The organism is Labrys sp. 22185, from assembly GCF_052045555.1.
Classification (GTDB): Bacteria; Pseudomonadota; Alphaproteobacteria; order Rhizobiales; family Labraceae; genus Labrys; species Labrys neptuniae.
On record NZ_JBQEPH010000001.1, the window covers coordinates 327,703 to 342,829 of the forward strand.

At 63.7% G+C, this 15,127-nt stretch carries 15 protein-coding genes; 6 read left to right on the top strand and 9 right to left on the bottom strand.

The annotated features are described in order from the left end of the window. Positions 1 to 73 precede the first annotated feature (73 nt). The 6 genes from ACTJKX_RS01555 to pgeF form a co-directional block, all read right to left on the bottom strand. Positions 74 to 1,198 carry an ABC transporter permease gene (locus ACTJKX_RS01555; protein ID WP_440724142.1) on the bottom strand — a complete coding sequence of 375 codons (1,125 nt, stop codon included), beginning with the start codon at positions 1,196 to 1,198 and terminating at the stop codon, positions 74 to 76. Further along, a complete protein-coding gene (locus tag ACTJKX_RS01560) occupies positions 1,191 to 2,114 on the bottom strand; it encodes an ABC transporter permease subunit (protein ID WP_394310295.1) in 924 nt (307 codons plus the stop codon). The genes ACTJKX_RS01555 and ACTJKX_RS01560 overlap by 8 nt, the downstream gene beginning before the upstream one ends. 121 nt (positions 2,115 to 2,235) lie before the next feature. After that, positions 2,236 to 3,831: a peptide ABC transporter substrate-binding protein gene (locus tag ACTJKX_RS01565; protein ID WP_440724143.1), complete on the bottom strand. Its 1,596-nt coding sequence runs from the start codon at positions 3,829 to 3,831 to the stop codon at positions 2,236 to 2,238. A gap of 421 nt (positions 3,832 to 4,252) precedes the next feature. After that, a complete protein-coding gene (locus ACTJKX_RS01570) occupies positions 4,253 to 5,221 on the bottom strand; it encodes a ribose-phosphate pyrophosphokinase (RefSeq protein ID WP_068288448.1) in 969 nt (322 codons plus the stop codon). A 150-nt stretch (positions 5,222 to 5,371) separates the two neighbouring features. Continuing rightward, positions 5,372 to 6,520 carry a M24 family metallopeptidase gene (locus tag ACTJKX_RS01575; protein WP_440724144.1) on the bottom strand — a complete coding sequence of 383 codons (1,149 nt, stop codon included), beginning with the start codon at positions 6,518 to 6,520 and terminating at the stop codon, positions 5,372 to 5,374. A gap of 127 nt (positions 6,521 to 6,647) precedes the next feature. After that, on the bottom strand, positions 6,648 to 7,436 hold the full coding sequence (gene pgeF, locus ACTJKX_RS01580) for a peptidoglycan editing factor PgeF (protein ID WP_440724145.1): 789 nt from the start codon (positions 7,434 to 7,436) through the stop codon (positions 6,648 to 6,650). A gap of 178 nt (positions 7,437 to 7,614) precedes the next feature. Between pgeF and ACTJKX_RS01585 the strand changes: the two genes are divergently transcribed. Further along, positions 7,615 to 8,190, top strand: a complete 576-nt coding sequence (locus tag ACTJKX_RS01585) for a DUF992 domain-containing protein (RefSeq protein WP_367624140.1) — start codon at positions 7,615 to 7,617, stop codon at positions 8,188 to 8,190. A gap of 90 nt (positions 8,191 to 8,280) precedes the next feature. On the opposite strand, the gene ACTJKX_RS01590 is transcribed toward ACTJKX_RS01585, so the two are convergent. Beyond that, entirely contained in the window at positions 8,281 to 9,369 is a 1,089-nt protein-coding gene (locus tag ACTJKX_RS01590; protein WP_440724146.1) for a class I SAM-dependent methyltransferase, read from the bottom strand. Then, positions 9,366 to 10,226: a prolipoprotein diacylglyceryl transferase gene (gene lgt / locus ACTJKX_RS01595; RefSeq protein WP_311933529.1), complete on the bottom strand. Its 861-nt coding sequence runs from the start codon at positions 10,224 to 10,226 to the stop codon at positions 9,366 to 9,368. The genes ACTJKX_RS01590 and lgt overlap by 4 nt, the downstream gene beginning before the upstream one ends. 196 nt (positions 10,227 to 10,422) lie before the next feature. Between lgt and ACTJKX_RS01600 the strand changes: the two genes are divergently transcribed. The 5 genes from ACTJKX_RS01600 (at position 10,423) to ACTJKX_RS01620 (ending at position 13,733) form a co-directional block, all read left to right on the top strand. Beyond that, positions 10,423 to 10,677: an accessory factor UbiK family protein gene (locus ACTJKX_RS01600; protein ID WP_068288466.1), complete on the top strand. Its 255-nt coding sequence runs from the start codon at positions 10,423 to 10,425 to the stop codon at positions 10,675 to 10,677. Positions 10,678 to 10,856: 179 nt separating this feature from the next. Continuing rightward, entirely contained in the window at positions 10,857 to 11,357 is a 501-nt protein-coding gene (locus ACTJKX_RS01605) for a YbjN domain-containing protein (RefSeq protein ID WP_105861637.1), read from the top strand. Positions 11,358 to 11,639: 282 nt separating this feature from the next. After that, a complete protein-coding gene (gene proC, locus ACTJKX_RS01610) occupies positions 11,640 to 12,467 on the top strand; it encodes a pyrroline-5-carboxylate reductase (RefSeq protein WP_440724147.1) in 828 nt (275 codons plus the stop codon). Positions 12,468 to 12,633: 166 nt separating this feature from the next. Then, positions 12,634 to 13,374 (top strand): TetR/AcrR family transcriptional regulator, encoded by a 741-nt coding sequence (locus ACTJKX_RS01615; RefSeq protein ID WP_311933524.1) that lies wholly within the window; start codon positions 12,634 to 12,636, stop codon positions 13,372 to 13,374. Then, positions 13,371 to 13,733 (top strand): tRNA-binding protein, encoded by a 363-nt coding sequence (locus tag ACTJKX_RS01620; RefSeq protein ID WP_440724148.1) that lies wholly within the window; start codon positions 13,371 to 13,373, stop codon positions 13,731 to 13,733. Before ACTJKX_RS01615 ends, ACTJKX_RS01620 begins: the two co-directional genes overlap by 4 nt. A gap of 117 nt (positions 13,734 to 13,850) precedes the next feature. Here ACTJKX_RS01620 and ACTJKX_RS01625 read toward each other — a convergent pair whose 3' ends face one another. Continuing rightward, a complete protein-coding gene (locus ACTJKX_RS01625; protein WP_311933521.1) occupies positions 13,851 to 15,041 on the bottom strand; it encodes an acetyl-CoA C-acyltransferase in 1,191 nt (396 codons plus the stop codon). Positions 15,042 to 15,127: the final 86 nt, after the last annotated feature.

Consider the following 15,127-nt stretch of genomic DNA (forward strand, 5'->3'; position numbering starts at 1 on the left):
TCTCCGCGTTTTAACGTATTGATATCGGTAGCATTTTGCGGTTCAAAGCGCCTCCGTCTGAAAGAAAAACGCCCTAGCGATCTTTGGGGTCGAAGGCGTCGCGCAGGCCGTCGCCGATGAAATTGAGGCAGAACAGGGTGGTGACCAGGAAGATGGCCGGGCAGATCAGCAGGTAGGGGGCCGCCTCCATGGAATCGGCGCCTTCCTTGATCAGCGCTCCCCAACTGGTGAGCGGTGCCTGTACACCGAGCCCGAGGAAGGAAAGGAAGCTTTCGAGCAGGATGATGCGGGGAATGCGCACCGTCAGGAACACCAGCACCGGGCTCAGCGTGTTGGGAATGATGTGGCGGCGGATCACCGCCCCCTCGCTGAGCCCCAGGGCATGGGCTGCCGAGATGAAGTCGCGCCGTTTCAGGGACAGGGTCTGGCCCCGCACGATGCGGGCCATGTCGAGCCATTCGATGGCGCCGATGGCGACGAAGATCAGCCAGAAATCGCGCCCGAACGAAGCCACCAGCAGGATGACGAAGAACATGAACGGGAGCGAATAGAGGATCTCCACGAAGCGCATCATCAGATTGTCGGCACGCCCGCCAATATAGCCCGACACGGCGCCGTAGGTAACGCCGATGACCAAGCTGACCAGGCTGGCGAGCAGGCCGACGAGCAGCGAGACCTGGCCGCCGATCATGATACGGGTCATGAGATCGCGGCCATTGCCATCGGTGCCGAGCAGGAAATACTGGCCATTGATGTCACCCTGCATGACGACCGTACGGCCGTCGGCCCTGATATCGGTGACCTTGGTGTTGCGGAATTCGTCGATGCGGTCGACATAGCGGGTGGCGCGCGGATCGATCGCCCGGCTTGACGTCAATGTGGCCGTGAACTGGGTGCCCGAGGTCTCGAAGGATTGGACCTGCAGACGGGCCTGTGAAGCAGCGCGCTTCATGGCCTCCTCGAGCGTCGCGTGCTTGGGATAGGGCGAGAGGCTGGGGGGAACCTTGACGTAGGACCCATAGACCTGGTCATAGCCGTGGGGCGAAAAGAACGGTCCCAGCACGGAAAATATCACGATGGCCGCGAACACGAACAGGCTGACCATGGCGGCCTTGTTGCGGCGCAGGCGCAGCCAGGCGAGTTCGAGCAGGCTGCGGCTGCGCGGGAGCGTGGCGGGTGCCAGGCTTGTTTCAGTCATGACGCACCCTCGGATCGAGCCAGGCATAGAGCAGGTCGACGATCAGGTTGAAGACGATGATGAAGACCGAAACCAGCACCACGGTCGCCATCACCAGCGTATAATCGCGGTTGAGCGCACCCTCGACGAAATCCTTGCCGACGCCGGGAATGCCGAACACCTTCTCGACCACTACCGAGCCCGTCAGCAGCGAGGCGGCGGCGGGAGCAAGATAAGTGACGATCGGCAGGATGCCGGCGCGCATGGCATGGGCGACGATGGTCAGCTTAGCGGGCAGGCCATAGGCCTTCGCCGTGCGGATGTGGTCGGCATGCAGGGCCTCCAGCATGGAGCCACGCATCAGGCGGGCAAAGGTCGCCAGTTCCGGCAGGGCCAGGGTGATCATCGGCAGGAGCAGATAGCGAAACGAACCGTCGCCCCAACTGCCGGTCGGCAACCAATGCAGGGTTTGTCCGAAGAGGAGCGCGAGGACCGGCCCGATGACGAAATTGGGGATGGTGATGCCGATATTGCCGATCGCGGTCACGGCAACATCCACGATCGAATTCTGGCGCAGTGCGGCGGTCGTTCCGATCAGAATGCCGCCGACGACAGCCAGAAGCAGGGCCATGCTGCCCAGTTGCAGGGAGTAGGGCAGTTTCTGGAGGATGATTTCAGAGACCGTATAGTCGCGATAGACGTAACTGGGGCCAAAATCGCCGCGCAATACGTTCCAGATATAATTTAGATACTGTTTCCATACCGGGTCATCGAGATGATAGACGCGATTCAGGTTGTCCATGATCTGCGGCGGCAGCGGCCGGGCGAGATTGAAGGGCCCGCCCGGTACCTGGCGCATTAGGAAAAAAGAAAGCGTGACGATCACGAATAGGGTCGGAATCGCGCTCGCCAGACGCTTCAGCACGAATGAAAGCATGACATCGCCTCGGATTGGCTGTCTGCGAAGCGTTCAGGCCTGTCATCGGCGAGGCAAGCACGCTTCTCCAACCGCGGATGAGAGACAGGAGGATGGCCTCCTGCCTCTCACACGCAGCAGCTCATTCCTTGGTGAGGAAACGCGTGCCGTGGTGGTTGGCAAGGTTGTCGTGCCAGCCCTTGACCTTCTTGGAGACCAGCCAGGGGTCGTTATAAACCAGCAGGGGTGTGACCGACGCATCGCGCAGCAGCATGGCTTCGGCGTCGTGCAGGATCTGCATGCGCTTGGCCACGTCCCGCTCGGTGAAGGACTTGGCCATCAAGGCATCGAATTCGGGATTGTTGTAGTGGCCGTAGTTGAAGACCTTGTTGGTGGAGACACCCAGGGTCAGGAAATTCTCCGGATCGGCATAGTCGGCGACCCAGCCTGCCCGCGTGACGTCGAAACTATTGCCTTGCTGCAGATAGGAATAGTGAGACTTGAGATCGGAATTGAGCATGGTGACCTCGGCGCCGAGGCTCTTCCACATATCGGCGATCGCCGTGGCGACCTTCTTCCAGTTCTCGTTGGTGTTGTAGCGGATCTCGACCTTGAGCGGCTTGCCGCCCGGGCCGTAGCCCGCTTCCTTCAAGAGTTCCTTGGCCTTGTCCTCGCGGTCGAGCTGAGGCGTGTCGGCGAAGTCGGCCTTGGCCGGCGTGTAGTTGGCGATACCCTCCGGGATCCAGCTATAGAGAGGCTGATAGACACCGTTCAGCACGTCATTGGCCAGGAAGTCGCGGTCGATAGCCATGGCGAAGGCCCGTCGGACCCGGATGTCGTCGAAGGGCGGCTTGCGGGTGTCGAAGGCGTAATATTCGCTCGACGTCGATGGCGAGACGTGAACCTCGTCGCCGACCTTCTCCTGCAGGAATTTGCGCTGATCGGCCTGGAACTGATAGGCGAGGTCGAGTTCCCCGGCCAGGAAGCGGCGCTGGATGGCGGCCTGGTCCTCGCTTGGATAGGCGACGACGCGATCGATCTTCACATTTGCCGCGCCCCAGTAATTGGGGTTCTTGACGAAGGTGAGGTGATCGCCGGGTATCTGCTCGGTGACCGTATAGGCGCCGTTCGACACCAGCTTGCCCGCCTTGGCGAAATCGCGGCCATATTTCTCGACATTGGCCTTGTTCACCGGCACGACGCTTTGATGCGCCAGGAGTTCGGGGAAGAAGGGAACGGGGCTTTCGAGGGTGATTTCCAGCGTGCCGGCATCGATGGCCTTGACGCCGAGCGTATCCACCGCTGCCTTGCCCGTATTAATCGCCTGAGCGTTCTTGATCGGGTAGGACAGGCTGGCATATTCGCCGGCTTCCTTGGGATCGAGATTGCGCCGGAAGCTGTAGACGAAATCCTCGGCCGTGACCGGGTCGCCGTTCGACCACTTGGCGCTGGGCCGCAATTTGAAGGTGTAGACCAGCCCGTCCGGCGAAACCGTCCAGCTTTCGGCGACGGCGGGACCCACCTTGCCGGCGCCGTCATAGGCAGTGAGACCTTCGTAGAGGTCGTCGATGATGAACTGCTCGATATTGGTGGTCGTGTGGATGGGATCGAGCGATTGGGGTTCGCCGCCCAGGCCTTTGTTCAACACGGTTTCGGCGGAAGCCGACAACGCCGTGCCGCTGAGCAAGCCTACGGCGAGCAGGGCGCCGAACAAGCGCGTTTTCAAGGCTGCTGTCATCCTGATGTCCCCTCTGAAGCCAGTTGTTCCGGCTATTGGTTGAAGGCCGGCAGTAAAGGCCTTCGCATTCGCTACGGCAACCCGCGATTTTCGACGGGGAAAGGAAGGGTAGAGCTGCTCGGTCCGCGTGCAGGGGGATAGTATGTCGAAGGGTATAGTGATCGTCTGAAAATTGCGGGTGGCCGGGATGCGACGCAATATTCGCCATAACCGACTGCGCTTTATGCCCCTTGCATTGCGAAGACTGATGGGACGAAGGTCGGGCTGAATTATGGGGATAAGCCCTGCACAACCTGGCCGCGTGTGACGGGGCAGGATGTGGCGCCATGCCGGGGCCAGGCAAAACCAAACCGCCGCGCGAATGGCGACATTCGCACGGTGGTTCCGGGACGGTAATTCGAACTGATGAGAACGGGCCGGCTCAGTTGAACAGGCTGGAGACGCTCTCTTCGGAGGCGGTGCGGCCGATGGCCTCGCCGATCAGCGGCGCGATCGAGATGACGCGGATGTTCTGGGCCACGCGTACCGCCTCGGTCGGCATGATCGAGTCGGTGATCACCAGTTCGCGCAGCTTGGAGGAGGCGATACGGGCTACCGCGCCGCCCGAGAGCACGCCATGGGTGATGTAGGCCAGCACGTCCTTTGCGCCGCGCTCCAAGAGGGCTTCGGCAGCATTCACCAGCGTGCCGCCGGAATCGATGATGTCGTCGATCAGGATGCAGGTACGGCCCTTGACGTCGCCGATCACGTTCATGACCTCGCTCTCGCCGGCGCGCTCGCGGCGCTTGTCGACGATGGCCAGGGGCGCATCGATGCGCTTGGCGAGGGCACGGGCGCGCACCACGCCGCCGACGTCGGGCGAGACCACCATGAGCTTGTCGAGCTCCATGCGGGCCTTGATGTCGCGCTCCATCACCGGAGCGGCAAACAGGTTGTCGGTGGGAATGTCGAAGAAGCCCTGGATCTGCCCGGCATGCAGGTCGAGGGTCAGCACGCGGTCGGCACCGGCATGGGTGATCAGATTGGCGACCAGCTTGGCCGAGATCGGCGTGCGGCCGGAAGCGCGGCGATCCTGCCTTGCATAGCCGAAATAGGGGATCACCGCCGTGATGCGCCGGGCCGAGGAGCGGCGCAGGGCATCGGTGATGATCAACAGCTCCATCAGATGGTCGTTGGTGGGAAAGGAGGTCGACTGGATCACGAAGACATCCGCGCCGCGGACATTTTCCTGGATCTCGACGAAGATCTCCATGTCGGCGAACCGCCGCACCGAGCATTTCGTCAGGGGGGTCTTCAGATAGGTCGCAATCGATTCGGCCAGTGCACGATTCGAATTGCCGGCGACGAGCTTGATCTCGCCCGAACCGTGGCCCCTGTCACCTGCCGCCATGAAGCCGGCTCCCGCTTTGAGAAAAATGCACCCGGCTCTTAGCAACTGACCGGCTCGCATACAATGGGGGCGTCACAAGGAGTTCACACTTGCATGGCTGGAATGCGTGCAGATTGGGATGATTTGCCGCTGTTCCGATGCCCGGCCGGCTCAGCGCATCTGCAATCCGGCGTCGGCCCCGTTCAGCACTTCGCTGCCGTTCTCGGTGGTCAGGCTGGTCCGCCCCAGGCACATGGCGGTGCCGCTGTCGGAGTCCATTAGGATCATGTGGGCGAACATCACCATGCCCGCTTCCAACACCCAGTCATTGCCCTCGTAGAACATCGGCCGGTCCATCCAGGACGGCGTGAACTTGGCGCCGAGCGAATAGCCGCAGGCGGCGAGCCGGTGCTCCTCCAGCCCGTGCGAATCCATCACCCGGGCATGGGCGGCGAAGACATCGCCGGCCGTGCGCCCCGGCCGGATCTCGGCCTCGCAGGCGAGAAGGGCCTCATGGGCGGCGGTATAGAGTTCGCTGTGACGGGGCGAGACGTCCCCAACCGTGATCGTGCGCATCAGCGCCGCGTGGTAGTGGCGATAGACGCCGGCGAATTCCAGCGTGATCTGGTCGCGTTCGGCGAGCTTGCGGCGGCCGCTCTTGTAACGGCAGAGCAGGGCGTCGCGCCCCGAGCCGATGATGAATTCGTTGGCGGGATAGTCGCCGCCGGCCGAGAAGATGGCATTGTGCTGGGCCGCGAGGATGTCGCCCTCGTCGGCGCCGGGAAATACGGCGGCGATGCCGGCTGCATCGGCCGCGTCCGAGAGGCGCGCGGCCTCGCGCACATAGGCGATTTCTGCCGCCGACTTGACCGCCCTGAGATGGGCGACGACATCGGAAGCGTCGACTAGCTCGAAATCGCCGGCAAAAGCCGCCTCGAGCTTGCGGCCATTGGCATGGGTGAGGCCGTAGGAATCGAATTCCACGCCGATGCGGCCGCCCGTCACGCCGAGATCGCGGACCATGGCGAGGAGTTGCTGGGCCGGTGTCGCATCCCTGCGATCGGTCCAGATGCGGATGTCGGTGAGGTTGGAGGTGTGCTGGGCCTGGCGCAGATCCGCCGTGCGTGTGAGCAGCGCCATCGTGCCGTCGGCGCGCACCAGCAGGGACTGGAAGAAGCAGAAGCCGAAGGTATCGTAGCCGGTCAACCAGTACATGCTCTCCTGGGCAAAGAGCAGCATGGCATCGAGCTTTTGCGTGGCCATCTCCGCCTGCAGGCGCTTCAGGCGCGTGGCGAACTCATCGGTCGAAAAATGTAGCATGGCAGGTCCTGCCTCGAACCTCGTTCCCGATGCGCTTTGCGATTTGGTCGATTCACCAGGAATCGCAAAGACGCGTCAAACCAAAGAGTTAGAGCAAACAAGCGTTCACGCCTGAACGTGCTTTGCTCTAGTGATCCACCAGCGCGATCGCATGCAGCAGGCGGCCATAGTCTGGCTCCTTGCGATGGGTCACCCGCCGGTAGGAGAAGAAGCGCTCTTCGTCCTGATAGGTGCACAGCGCCATGTCCTCGAAGTGGCCGATGCCGGCCGCGGTGAGACGCATGGTGATATAGGCCGGCAGATCGAACATGGCATGCCCCGCATTGGGGCTCGGGCCGAAGAAGCGGGCATTGTCGGCAGCAGCCTCGATGAAGCGGGCCTTGAACTCCGGCCCGACCTCGTAGGCCGCCCGCGAGATCATGGGACCGAGCACCGCGACGATGTTGCCGCGTGTGGCGCCGAGGCCGACCATGGCGTCGAGCGTGGTTTCGAGCACACCGGTGAAGGCGCCCTTCCAGCCGGCATGAGCCGCGCCGATCACGCCGGCCTTGGCGTCTGCGAACAGGACGGGGCCGCAATCGGCGGTGGCGACAGCCAAGGCGAGGTTGCGCTCGCGCGTCACCATGGCGTCGACCTTGGGCGCGTGCTCGCGGGTCCAGGGCGCGGTGACGGTGACCACGTTGGGGGAATGCACCTGGTAGCAGGTGATGAAGCGATCGCGCGGCACGCCGAGGCTGTCGGCCATGCGGCCCCGGTTCTCGCGGACGTGATCGGGAACGTCGTCCGAGCCTGATCCGCCGTTGAGCGAGGCATAGATGCCGTCCGACACGCCTCCCTGTCGCGTGAAGAAGCCGTGGCGGATGCCGGGCAGGTCGAGGGCGGCGTGCTGGAGCGCGATGGCGGGCGAATCGGTCATGGCGGCAGGATCGGGAGGAAGTGGAGGGATGTCAAACCGGCGCCTGGCGGGAAGCCGGGCCAGTCAGGATTCTGATACCGGCGATTTCGCGGCGGGAACCGTTGCGTTTTCAAGCCGTTGGTTCAAAGTGCCCTGGCATCCGGCCGCGGCCGGAGAAGATTTGTTGAATAGGTGCCCCATGAAGATCACGAAAACCTTGTCCGCATTTGCTTTGGCGGCCCTGCTGGCGCCTGCGGCGGCCGGTTCGGCCGAGGCGGCCGTCAGGACGGGAACGCTTACCTGCGACATCGGCGGTGGCATCGGCGTGGTGCTGGGATCGCGCAAGCCGGTGTCCTGTCGGTTCTCCGGCTTCAACGGCTACAGCGAACTCTATGACGGCACCATCACCAAGGTCGGCGTGGATGTTGGCTTCACCTTCGGCGGGCGTATGGTCTGGGCGGTCTTCGAGCCGTCCAACCGTCACGCGCCCCTGGGCGGCAACTATGCCGGCGTGTCGGCCGAGGCCAGCGCGGCGGTCGGCGTCGGGGCCAATGTCCTGCTCGGTGGCGGCAATGGCGGCGTGACGCTGCAGCCGATCTCGGTGCAGGGGCAGACCGGCCTCAACGCGTCGGCCGGTATCGGCAGCCTGCATATCCGCCCGGTCGCAGCGCCGGTGATCATCCAGACCGAGCGGGCCTACCGTCCCCGCCACAAGGCCCATCGCCATCACTACAAGGCGAAGAAGCATCGCAAGAGCTGCCGCTGCAAGGTGTGAGGCCTCGAGGAGCTGAGCGAAAATTGCGAGGCTCTCGCTAGCTTGCCATCACCGGGGTCTGCCTCGTTGATGGCAAGAACCATGCCTTTCTCAGCTGCGCTCGGTTCCCGGCGCCGAGACGGCCAGCACCTTGAACAGCGAACCCATGGCGCGCGGGGCGTCGTCGGTCAGGCGTTCGAGCGCCTTGGCGATCGCTTCTGCCTGTTCCGGCGTGGCATGGCGGCTGAGATTGGCAGCCATCGGGCGGATACCGAGTTCGTTGAGAAAATAGGCCTGCGTGGTGAGGATGTCGATCGCCAGATGCCGGTCGGCGGCGATGCGGGCCAGCGTCTCGAAGCAGACATGGGTGGTGAGGTCGGCCTCGCCGGGGCGGGTCAGCGGATCGACGAAGGCATGGCCGGCCATGGCCTGCAGCGTGTCGCCGACGCCGAATTCGAGATGCCCGTAGTCGATGATCAGGGCGGCGCCGCCGAAGCGGCCAAGGCGCGCAGAGAGGGCCGCCATCACCTGTGAACCGGCTTCCGGATATTCGACGATGGTGCCGTCGAGCGCGCCATCCGAAAGGGGAGGTGCCTGGTTGGCCGGTACGGGCTCCGGGGCGAGCCCGAAGGCGAGTTCGTCATCGACCAGGCCGACCAATCGTTCATGCCAGCGCCCGCCCTGATGCACCAGCTGGTGCACGGGCAGGGCATCGAAGAATTCGTTGGCGATGATGATCGATGGCCCCTCCGGCAGGCTGGCGATGTCATCGTGCCAGGTCGGGCGGCGTCCCCCGAGGCTGTTCTCCAAGGTCTTGGCCTGGGCTTCGCGCAGGACGGGACTCGTCTCGACCAGATGGAGTGCGATGGCCTCGGCGAAGGCGGGCACGACCTTGCCGATCGCCCGCAAGGCGTCCGCCATCAGCGTGCCGCGTCCGGGCCCGAGTTCGAGCAGGTTGATCCGGGCGGGCGAGCCGAGGATCATCCAGCGATGGGCCGCCCACAGGCCGATGATCTCGCCGAACATCTGGCTGATCTCGGGAGCGGTGGTGAAATCCCCGGCGGCACCGAGCGGATCGCGCGTGATGTAGTAGCCGTGACGGGGATGGCCGAGCGCGAGCGTCATGTAGCGCGCCACGTCGATCGGCCCTTCCTGGCGGATCAGGTCCTTGATCTCGCGGGCGAGCGGGGTTTCGCTCATGCCGATTTCGGTGTGTCGGAGGCCTTGGGCGCCTCGGGACGGTGCATCAGGGCATACACCACCAGGCCAAGGCCGACCAGGACCATCGGCAGCGAATAGGCTTGTCCGACCGTCAGCACGTCCTGGATCCACCAGCCGTCCGGCTCGCGGTAGAGTTCGCTGAAGGAGCGGGCGGCGGCGTAGCCGATGCCGAACAGGCCGGCGATCAGGCCCGGCCGTTTCAAGGCACCGAAGCGTGTCATGATGGCAAACAGCACGAACAGCGCGAGGCCCTCCAGGGCGGCCTCGATCAACTGGCTCGGATAGCGCGGCGTCGGCCCCTGCGGAAATATCGAGAACGGGCTCGATGGCGAGATCATGCCCCAGGACGACCCCCAGGCCGGGCGCCCCCATAGTTCGTCATTGATGAAATTGGCGATGCGGCCGAGAAACAGGCCGATCGGCGCCACGCAGGAGGCGATGTCGAGATAGGACAGGACCGGGATCTTGTTGAGCCAGGCAAACAGGATCACTGCAAGTGCCGCCCCCAGGAAACCGCCATGGAAGGCCATGCCGCCTTCCCAGACCTTGAGGATCTCGATCGGATTGGCGAGATAGTAATCGGGCTCGTAGAGCAGCATGCCGAGCCGTCCGCCGATCACCACGCCGAGCGTGACCCAGATCAGGAGGTCGTCGAATTGCAGTTTGGTGCCGGGCTGTACGAGCCAGAGCCTGGCGTTGCCGATCAGGCGACGCCCGTACCACCAGCCGCCGAGCAGGCCGAAAATATAGGCCAGCGCATACCAGCGTATGGCGAGCGGGCCGATATGGATCAGCACCGGATCGAAAGCGGGGACGATGAAATATTGCTCAGGCATGGGTGCCTTTTGGTGACTAGAGGTGACAGCGTCAAGGCAGAAGCTTCTAGGGCGTGTCGTCAGTTATGGTTTCGGGCTAGACGGGAGCGATTTTGACCTCATCTCGCTCGAAGCCATAACTGACGACACGCCCTAGCGGGGCCGCACTTTTATCGAGGTCTGGCCCGTGCTATCGACGCCGCAAAGGAGTTTCGTGATGCCACAGCAATCCGGCCGTATCTATGACGAGTTCGCCAAATTGATGACCGACGCCGCCGGTGTCGCGCAGGGCGTGCGCCGGGAAGTCGACAGTGTCGTGCGCAGCCAGGCCGAACGCATCATGCGCGATCTCGACTATGTTCGACGCGATGAGTTCGATGCCGTGCGCGAGATGGCGATCAAGGCTCGCGACGAAAACGAACGCCTGGCGGCCCGTATCGCCGAACTCGAAGCCAAGCTTGCCGCGCGTTAAGCGCAAGATTGTCTCGCCGTGCGACAATAAGACCGGCGAAGAATGAGAGGCCTCCTTGTGGACGGCGGGAACGAATCCTTGCCGATTCAGCCCGAATGCCTGAACTCTCCCCACACAGGCTGCGTATCGATCGGTATTCGCAGCGCCAATGCGCCTCCTCGGAGGCGCCGGGAGTTGCAATGTCGGTAATCGAGCTCCAGAGCGAGCGGGCCGGTCATCCGGTTGATCTCGTCGAACATCTGGCGAGTCTTCATGACTGGGCCTTCGACAGACTCGGCGAAGACGAGATCTCCATCGTCGTGAAGGGGCATGGCTGCGACTATGCCGTCTCCTTCACCTGGATGGACGATATCGAGTCGCTGCATCTGGCCTGCTCCTTCGACGCCAAAATTCCCAAGCGCCGCCACGCCGATCTCCTGCAGACGATTGCGCTCGTCAACGAACAGCTGTGGGTCGGCCATTTCGACGTCTGGAATGCCGACCAGGTCATCATGTATCGCCATGCCCTGTTCCTGGCCGGCGGCGCCGAGGCCACGCCGCGCCAATGCGAAGCCCTGATCGAGATCGCGGTGGAAACCTGCGAACGTTATTTCCAGGCCTTCCAATTCGTGATCTGGGCCGGCAAGACCCCCAAGGAGGCGCTCGAAGCGGTGCTTTTCGAAACCGTGGGCGAAGCCTAGAGCGTTTTGTGATTTCCTGGAATCACCAAGAATCGCAAAGTCGCGTCGAAACAATGAGTTAGAGAAAAGCAGCGGTTACGTGTAAACGCGCTTTGCTCTAGTATTCGGGGGCTTTCCGCGTCCTTGCGAGCGCAGCAAAGCAATCCGGCCCTCATAGGGTCTACACGGACATTCCTGGATTGATTCGCTGCGCTCGCAAGGACGAACCTTTTCCGGTGACCTATTGCAGCTGCGAAATAGGCGGCTGCCGAAGCCGGCTTCTTATTTGCTGGAGTTATTCGCATGGCTGAAGCATTGGACATTGGCGGCAAGCTGCTGTTGCTGGGCGCCGGCAAGATGGGCGGGGCCATGCTGGAAGGATGGCTGAAGCTCGGCCTAGATCCGGCCCAGGTGGGGGTGATCGATCCGCATTTGCCGCCGGAGATTGCCGGAGACCTCGCCGTAAAAGGTGTCGCGGTCAACCCGATGCTGGCGTCCTTCGGCACGCCCGCGGTGGTGCTTCTGGCGATCAAGCCGCAGATGATGGACGTCGCCATGGGTTCGGTCGCGCCCCTGTTCGGATCGGATACGCTGGCCGTCTCCATCATGGCAGGCAAGACCATTGCCAGCATCGCGGCATTGCTGCCGGCAGGCACCGCCATCGTGCGCGCCATGCCGAACACGCCGGCTGCCGTCGGCCGCGGTATCACCGCTGCCGTGCCGAATGCCTTCGTGACTGCCGATCAGGAACGGGCGGCCGACGCCTTGCTGCGGGCGACCGGCGCCGTGGAGTGGGTGGCGGATGAAAGCCACATCGATGCGGTGACGGCGGTTTCCGGCTCGGGGCCGGCCTATGTCTTCCATCTCGTCGAAGCCATGGCGGAGGCCGGAGCGGCGGCGGGCCTTCCGGCCGATCTCGCCATGCGGCTGGCGCGCGCCACCGTGGCGGGTTCCGGCGAATTGCTGCACCAGTCCGACCTGCAGGCCGCCACGCTGCGGCAGAACGTCACCAGCCCGGGCGGCACCACTGCGGCGGCGCTCGAAGTGCTGATGGCTGAAAACGGCCTGACGGCATTGATGAAGCGGGCAGTGGAGGCCGCTCGCCGGCGCGCGGTCGAACTCGCGTCCTGAGGGCTGGTCTCCAGATCACGAAGGCCTCTCATGTCGAGAGCCGGGTCTGAAGTCACGTCCCCCAGACGGCAACACCGAACTCCTGCGGCCAACGCGCCGCATTGATCCGGTTCGCAATCGGCCTATCTTTATCGGACGGGGCACACCGAAAAACGAGGTTCGAGCCATGGTTGCCAAGCCGAAAGCCGATAATGCCGTCGATCCGCGTCAGGCCGCTGTAGAGGCCTTGCTGTCGCTATGCGCCGACAATCCCTGGGGCGAGATCGGCCTGGCCGACATTGCCGACAAGGCGGGACTGTCCCTGTCGCAATTGCGCGGCCTCTACCCCTCCAAGGGGGCCATCCTCGCTGCCTATTCGCGCCAGGTCGACCAGAAGGTGCTCGATGGCATCGATGCGGGCATGGCCGAAGAGCCGGCCCGTGAGAGGCTGTTCGACATTCTGATGCGCCGTATCGACGTGCTCTCGCCGCACAAGACTGCCATCGCCAATATTTCCAGGGCCTTCGCGCTCGATCCGCTCGCCATGGCGGCCTGGAACCGTGTCGTCACCAATTCGATGCAATGGATGCTGACGGCCGCCGATATCGACGCCGATGGCCCGATGGGAGCCGTGCGGGCGCAGGGACTGGCGCTGGCTTGGGCTCGCATCGTCAAGGTCTGGCTGAAGGACGAGGACGAAGGCCTGGCCACGACGATGAAGGAAGTCGACCGGCAGCTTCGCTCGGGCGAACGCTGGATGGAGCGGGCCGACGATCTTTGCCAGATCTTCGCGCCGTTCCGCCGCATCGCCGAACGTTCTCATGAGCGCCGTGCCCGCATGCGGGAAAGGTTGCGCGAGCGTTTTCACGATTTCGCCGAGTCGCGCCGGCGAGGCAGGGATGATCGAGACGATGCGGAGGCGGTGTGAGTAACAGTAACGGGCAGCTGGCGGCAGAGATCGGCTTCGACGATTTCCTCAAGGTCGATATTCGCATCGGCACGGTGCTGGAGGCGGTGCCCCTGGAAGGGGCCCGCAAGCCGGCCTATCGCATGCGCATCGACTTCGGCGACGAGATTGGCATCAAGGCGTCGTCCGCTCAACTCACCGCGCTCTACAGGGCCGATGAGCTGGTCGGGCGCCAGGTGATGGCTGTGGTCAATTTCCCGCCGCGCCAGATCGGCAAGTTCATGTCGCAGGTGCTGACGCTGGGCTTTCCCGGCGCCGATGGTGCTGTCGTGCTGGCGACACCCGAACGCGGTGCCCCGAACGGCTCGCGACTGTTCTGAGAGCTGGCGAAAGTGCGGAGTGGCGACCTCCCGGTCGCCATACTCTTCATCCTGAATGGGGTTTTTGGCGATGTCGACCAGGAGGTCGACACTGTAGTAACATCAAGCCGCCTCCGCTTATCCGACTCTCTCGATCGCGATGGCGGTTGCCTCGCCGCCGCCGATGCACAGCGAGGCGACGCCGCGCTTGAGGTCGTTGCGGGCCAAAGCGTGCAGCAGGGTAACGATGAGGCGCGCCCCGGTGGCACCGATGGGATGGCCGAGAGCGCAGGCCCCGCCATGGATGTTGAGACGGTCGGCCGGGATGTCGAGGTCGTGGCGGGCCGCCATCGCGACTGCGGCGAAGGCCTCGTTGATTTCGAACAGGTCGACATCGCCGACGCGCCAGCCCGTACGTTCGAGCAGTTTTCGCATGGCCGGGATCGGCGCCGTGGTGAACCAGGCCGGATCCTGGCTGTGGGTGGCATGGCCCTTGATCTCGGCGAGCACGGGCAGGCCGTCGCGCTCGGCAATGGAGCGGCGGGTGAGGACGAGTGCGGCCGCGCCATCCGCATTGGCCGAGGAACTGGCGGCGGTGATGGTGCCGTCCTTGCGGAAGGCCGGCCTGAGCTGCGGGATCTTGTCGGGTGAAACCTTGAGCGGGTTCTCGTCGTCGGCAATCAACCTGGATCCGCCTTTGCCCGGCACCTCCACCGGTGCGATCTCGGCGGCAAAAGCACCGGTTTCGATCGCCTTGCGAGCACGGGTCAGGGTCTCCACGGCATAGGCGTCCTGGTCGTCGCGGCTGAACTGATAGGCCTCAGCCGTCGCCTCGCCGAAATCGCCCATCGGGCGGCCGCCTTCATAGGCGTCCTCCAGGCCGTCGAGCATCATGTGGTCGAGAAGGCGGTCATGGCCCATGCGGTAGCCGCTGCGCGCCTTGGCCAGCAGATAGGGCGCATTCGACATCGACTCCATGCCGCCCGTCACCACGATGTCGGCGGAACCGGCGCGAAGGAGATCGTGGCCTAGCATGGTCGCCTTCATGCCGGAACCGCACACCTTGTTGACGGTCGTTGCGCCCGTGGCGTCGGGCAGTCCTGCCTGGCGGGCGGCCTGACGGGCCGGCGCCTGGCCAAGGCCGGCCGGAAGCACGCAGCCCAGCAAGACCTCGTCCACGCGATCGGCGGCGAGGTTCGCTCTTGCCAGGGCCGCTTTCACGACATGCGCTCCGAGCACGGGGGAGGGCAGGCTGGAGAGGTCACCCTGGAAACGCCCCAGCGGGGTGCGTGTGGCGGAGACGATGACGATGGGGTCGCTGCTGGACATGGCTCAATCCTCGCTGATGCTGCGGAGTACCTATTGCATGACGAGTGACATATTATATTATGACCATAATTTAAAGAGGAGAGCGG

Excerpts from the sequence above, each read along its gene's own strand:
- ACTJKX_RS01565 (WP_440724143.1), bottom strand. The coding sequence starts at position 3,831 with ATGACAGCAGCCTTGAAAACGCGCTTGTTCGGCGCCCTGCTCGCCGTA.
- ACTJKX_RS01585 (WP_367624140.1), top strand. The coding sequence starts at position 7,615 with ATGAAGATCACGAAAACCTTGTCCGCATTTGCTTTGGCGGCCCTGCTG.
- ACTJKX_RS01590 (WP_440724146.1), bottom strand. The coding sequence starts at position 9,369 with ATGAGCGAAACCCCGCTCGCCCGCGAGATCAAGGACCTGATCCGCCAG.
- ACTJKX_RS01560 (WP_394310295.1), bottom strand. The coding sequence starts at position 2,114 with ATGCTTTCATTCGTGCTGAAGCGTCTGGCGAGCGCGATTCCGACCCTA.
- lgt (WP_311933529.1), bottom strand. The coding sequence starts at position 10,226 with ATGCCTGAGCAATATTTCATCGTCCCCGCTTTCGATCCGGTGCTGATC.
- ACTJKX_RS01605 (WP_105861637.1), top strand. The coding sequence starts at position 10,857 with ATGTCGGTAATCGAGCTCCAGAGCGAGCGGGCCGGTCATCCGGTTGAT.
- ACTJKX_RS01615 (WP_311933524.1), top strand. The coding sequence starts at position 12,634 with ATGGTTGCCAAGCCGAAAGCCGATAATGCCGTCGATCCGCGTCAGGCC.
- ACTJKX_RS01555 (WP_440724142.1), bottom strand. The coding sequence starts at position 1,198 with ATGACTGAAACAAGCCTGGCACCCGCCACGCTCCCGCGCAGCCGCAGC.
- ACTJKX_RS01570 (WP_068288448.1), bottom strand. The coding sequence starts at position 5,221 with ATGGCGGCAGGTGACAGGGGCCACGGTTCGGGCGAGATCAAGCTCGTC.
- ACTJKX_RS01625 (WP_311933521.1), bottom strand. The coding sequence starts at position 15,041 with ATGTCCAGCAGCGACCCCATCGTCATCGTCTCCGCCACACGCACCCCG.
- pgeF (WP_440724145.1), bottom strand. The coding sequence starts at position 7,436 with ATGACCGATTCGCCCGCCATCGCGCTCCAGCACGCCGCCCTCGACCTG.
- proC (WP_440724147.1), top strand. The coding sequence starts at position 11,640 with ATGGCTGAAGCATTGGACATTGGCGGCAAGCTGCTGTTGCTGGGCGCC.
- ACTJKX_RS01575 (WP_440724144.1), bottom strand. The coding sequence starts at position 6,520 with ATGCTACATTTTTCGACCGATGAGTTCGCCACGCGCCTGAAGCGCCTG.
- ACTJKX_RS01600 (WP_068288466.1), top strand. The coding sequence starts at position 10,423 with ATGCCACAGCAATCCGGCCGTATCTATGACGAGTTCGCCAAATTGATG.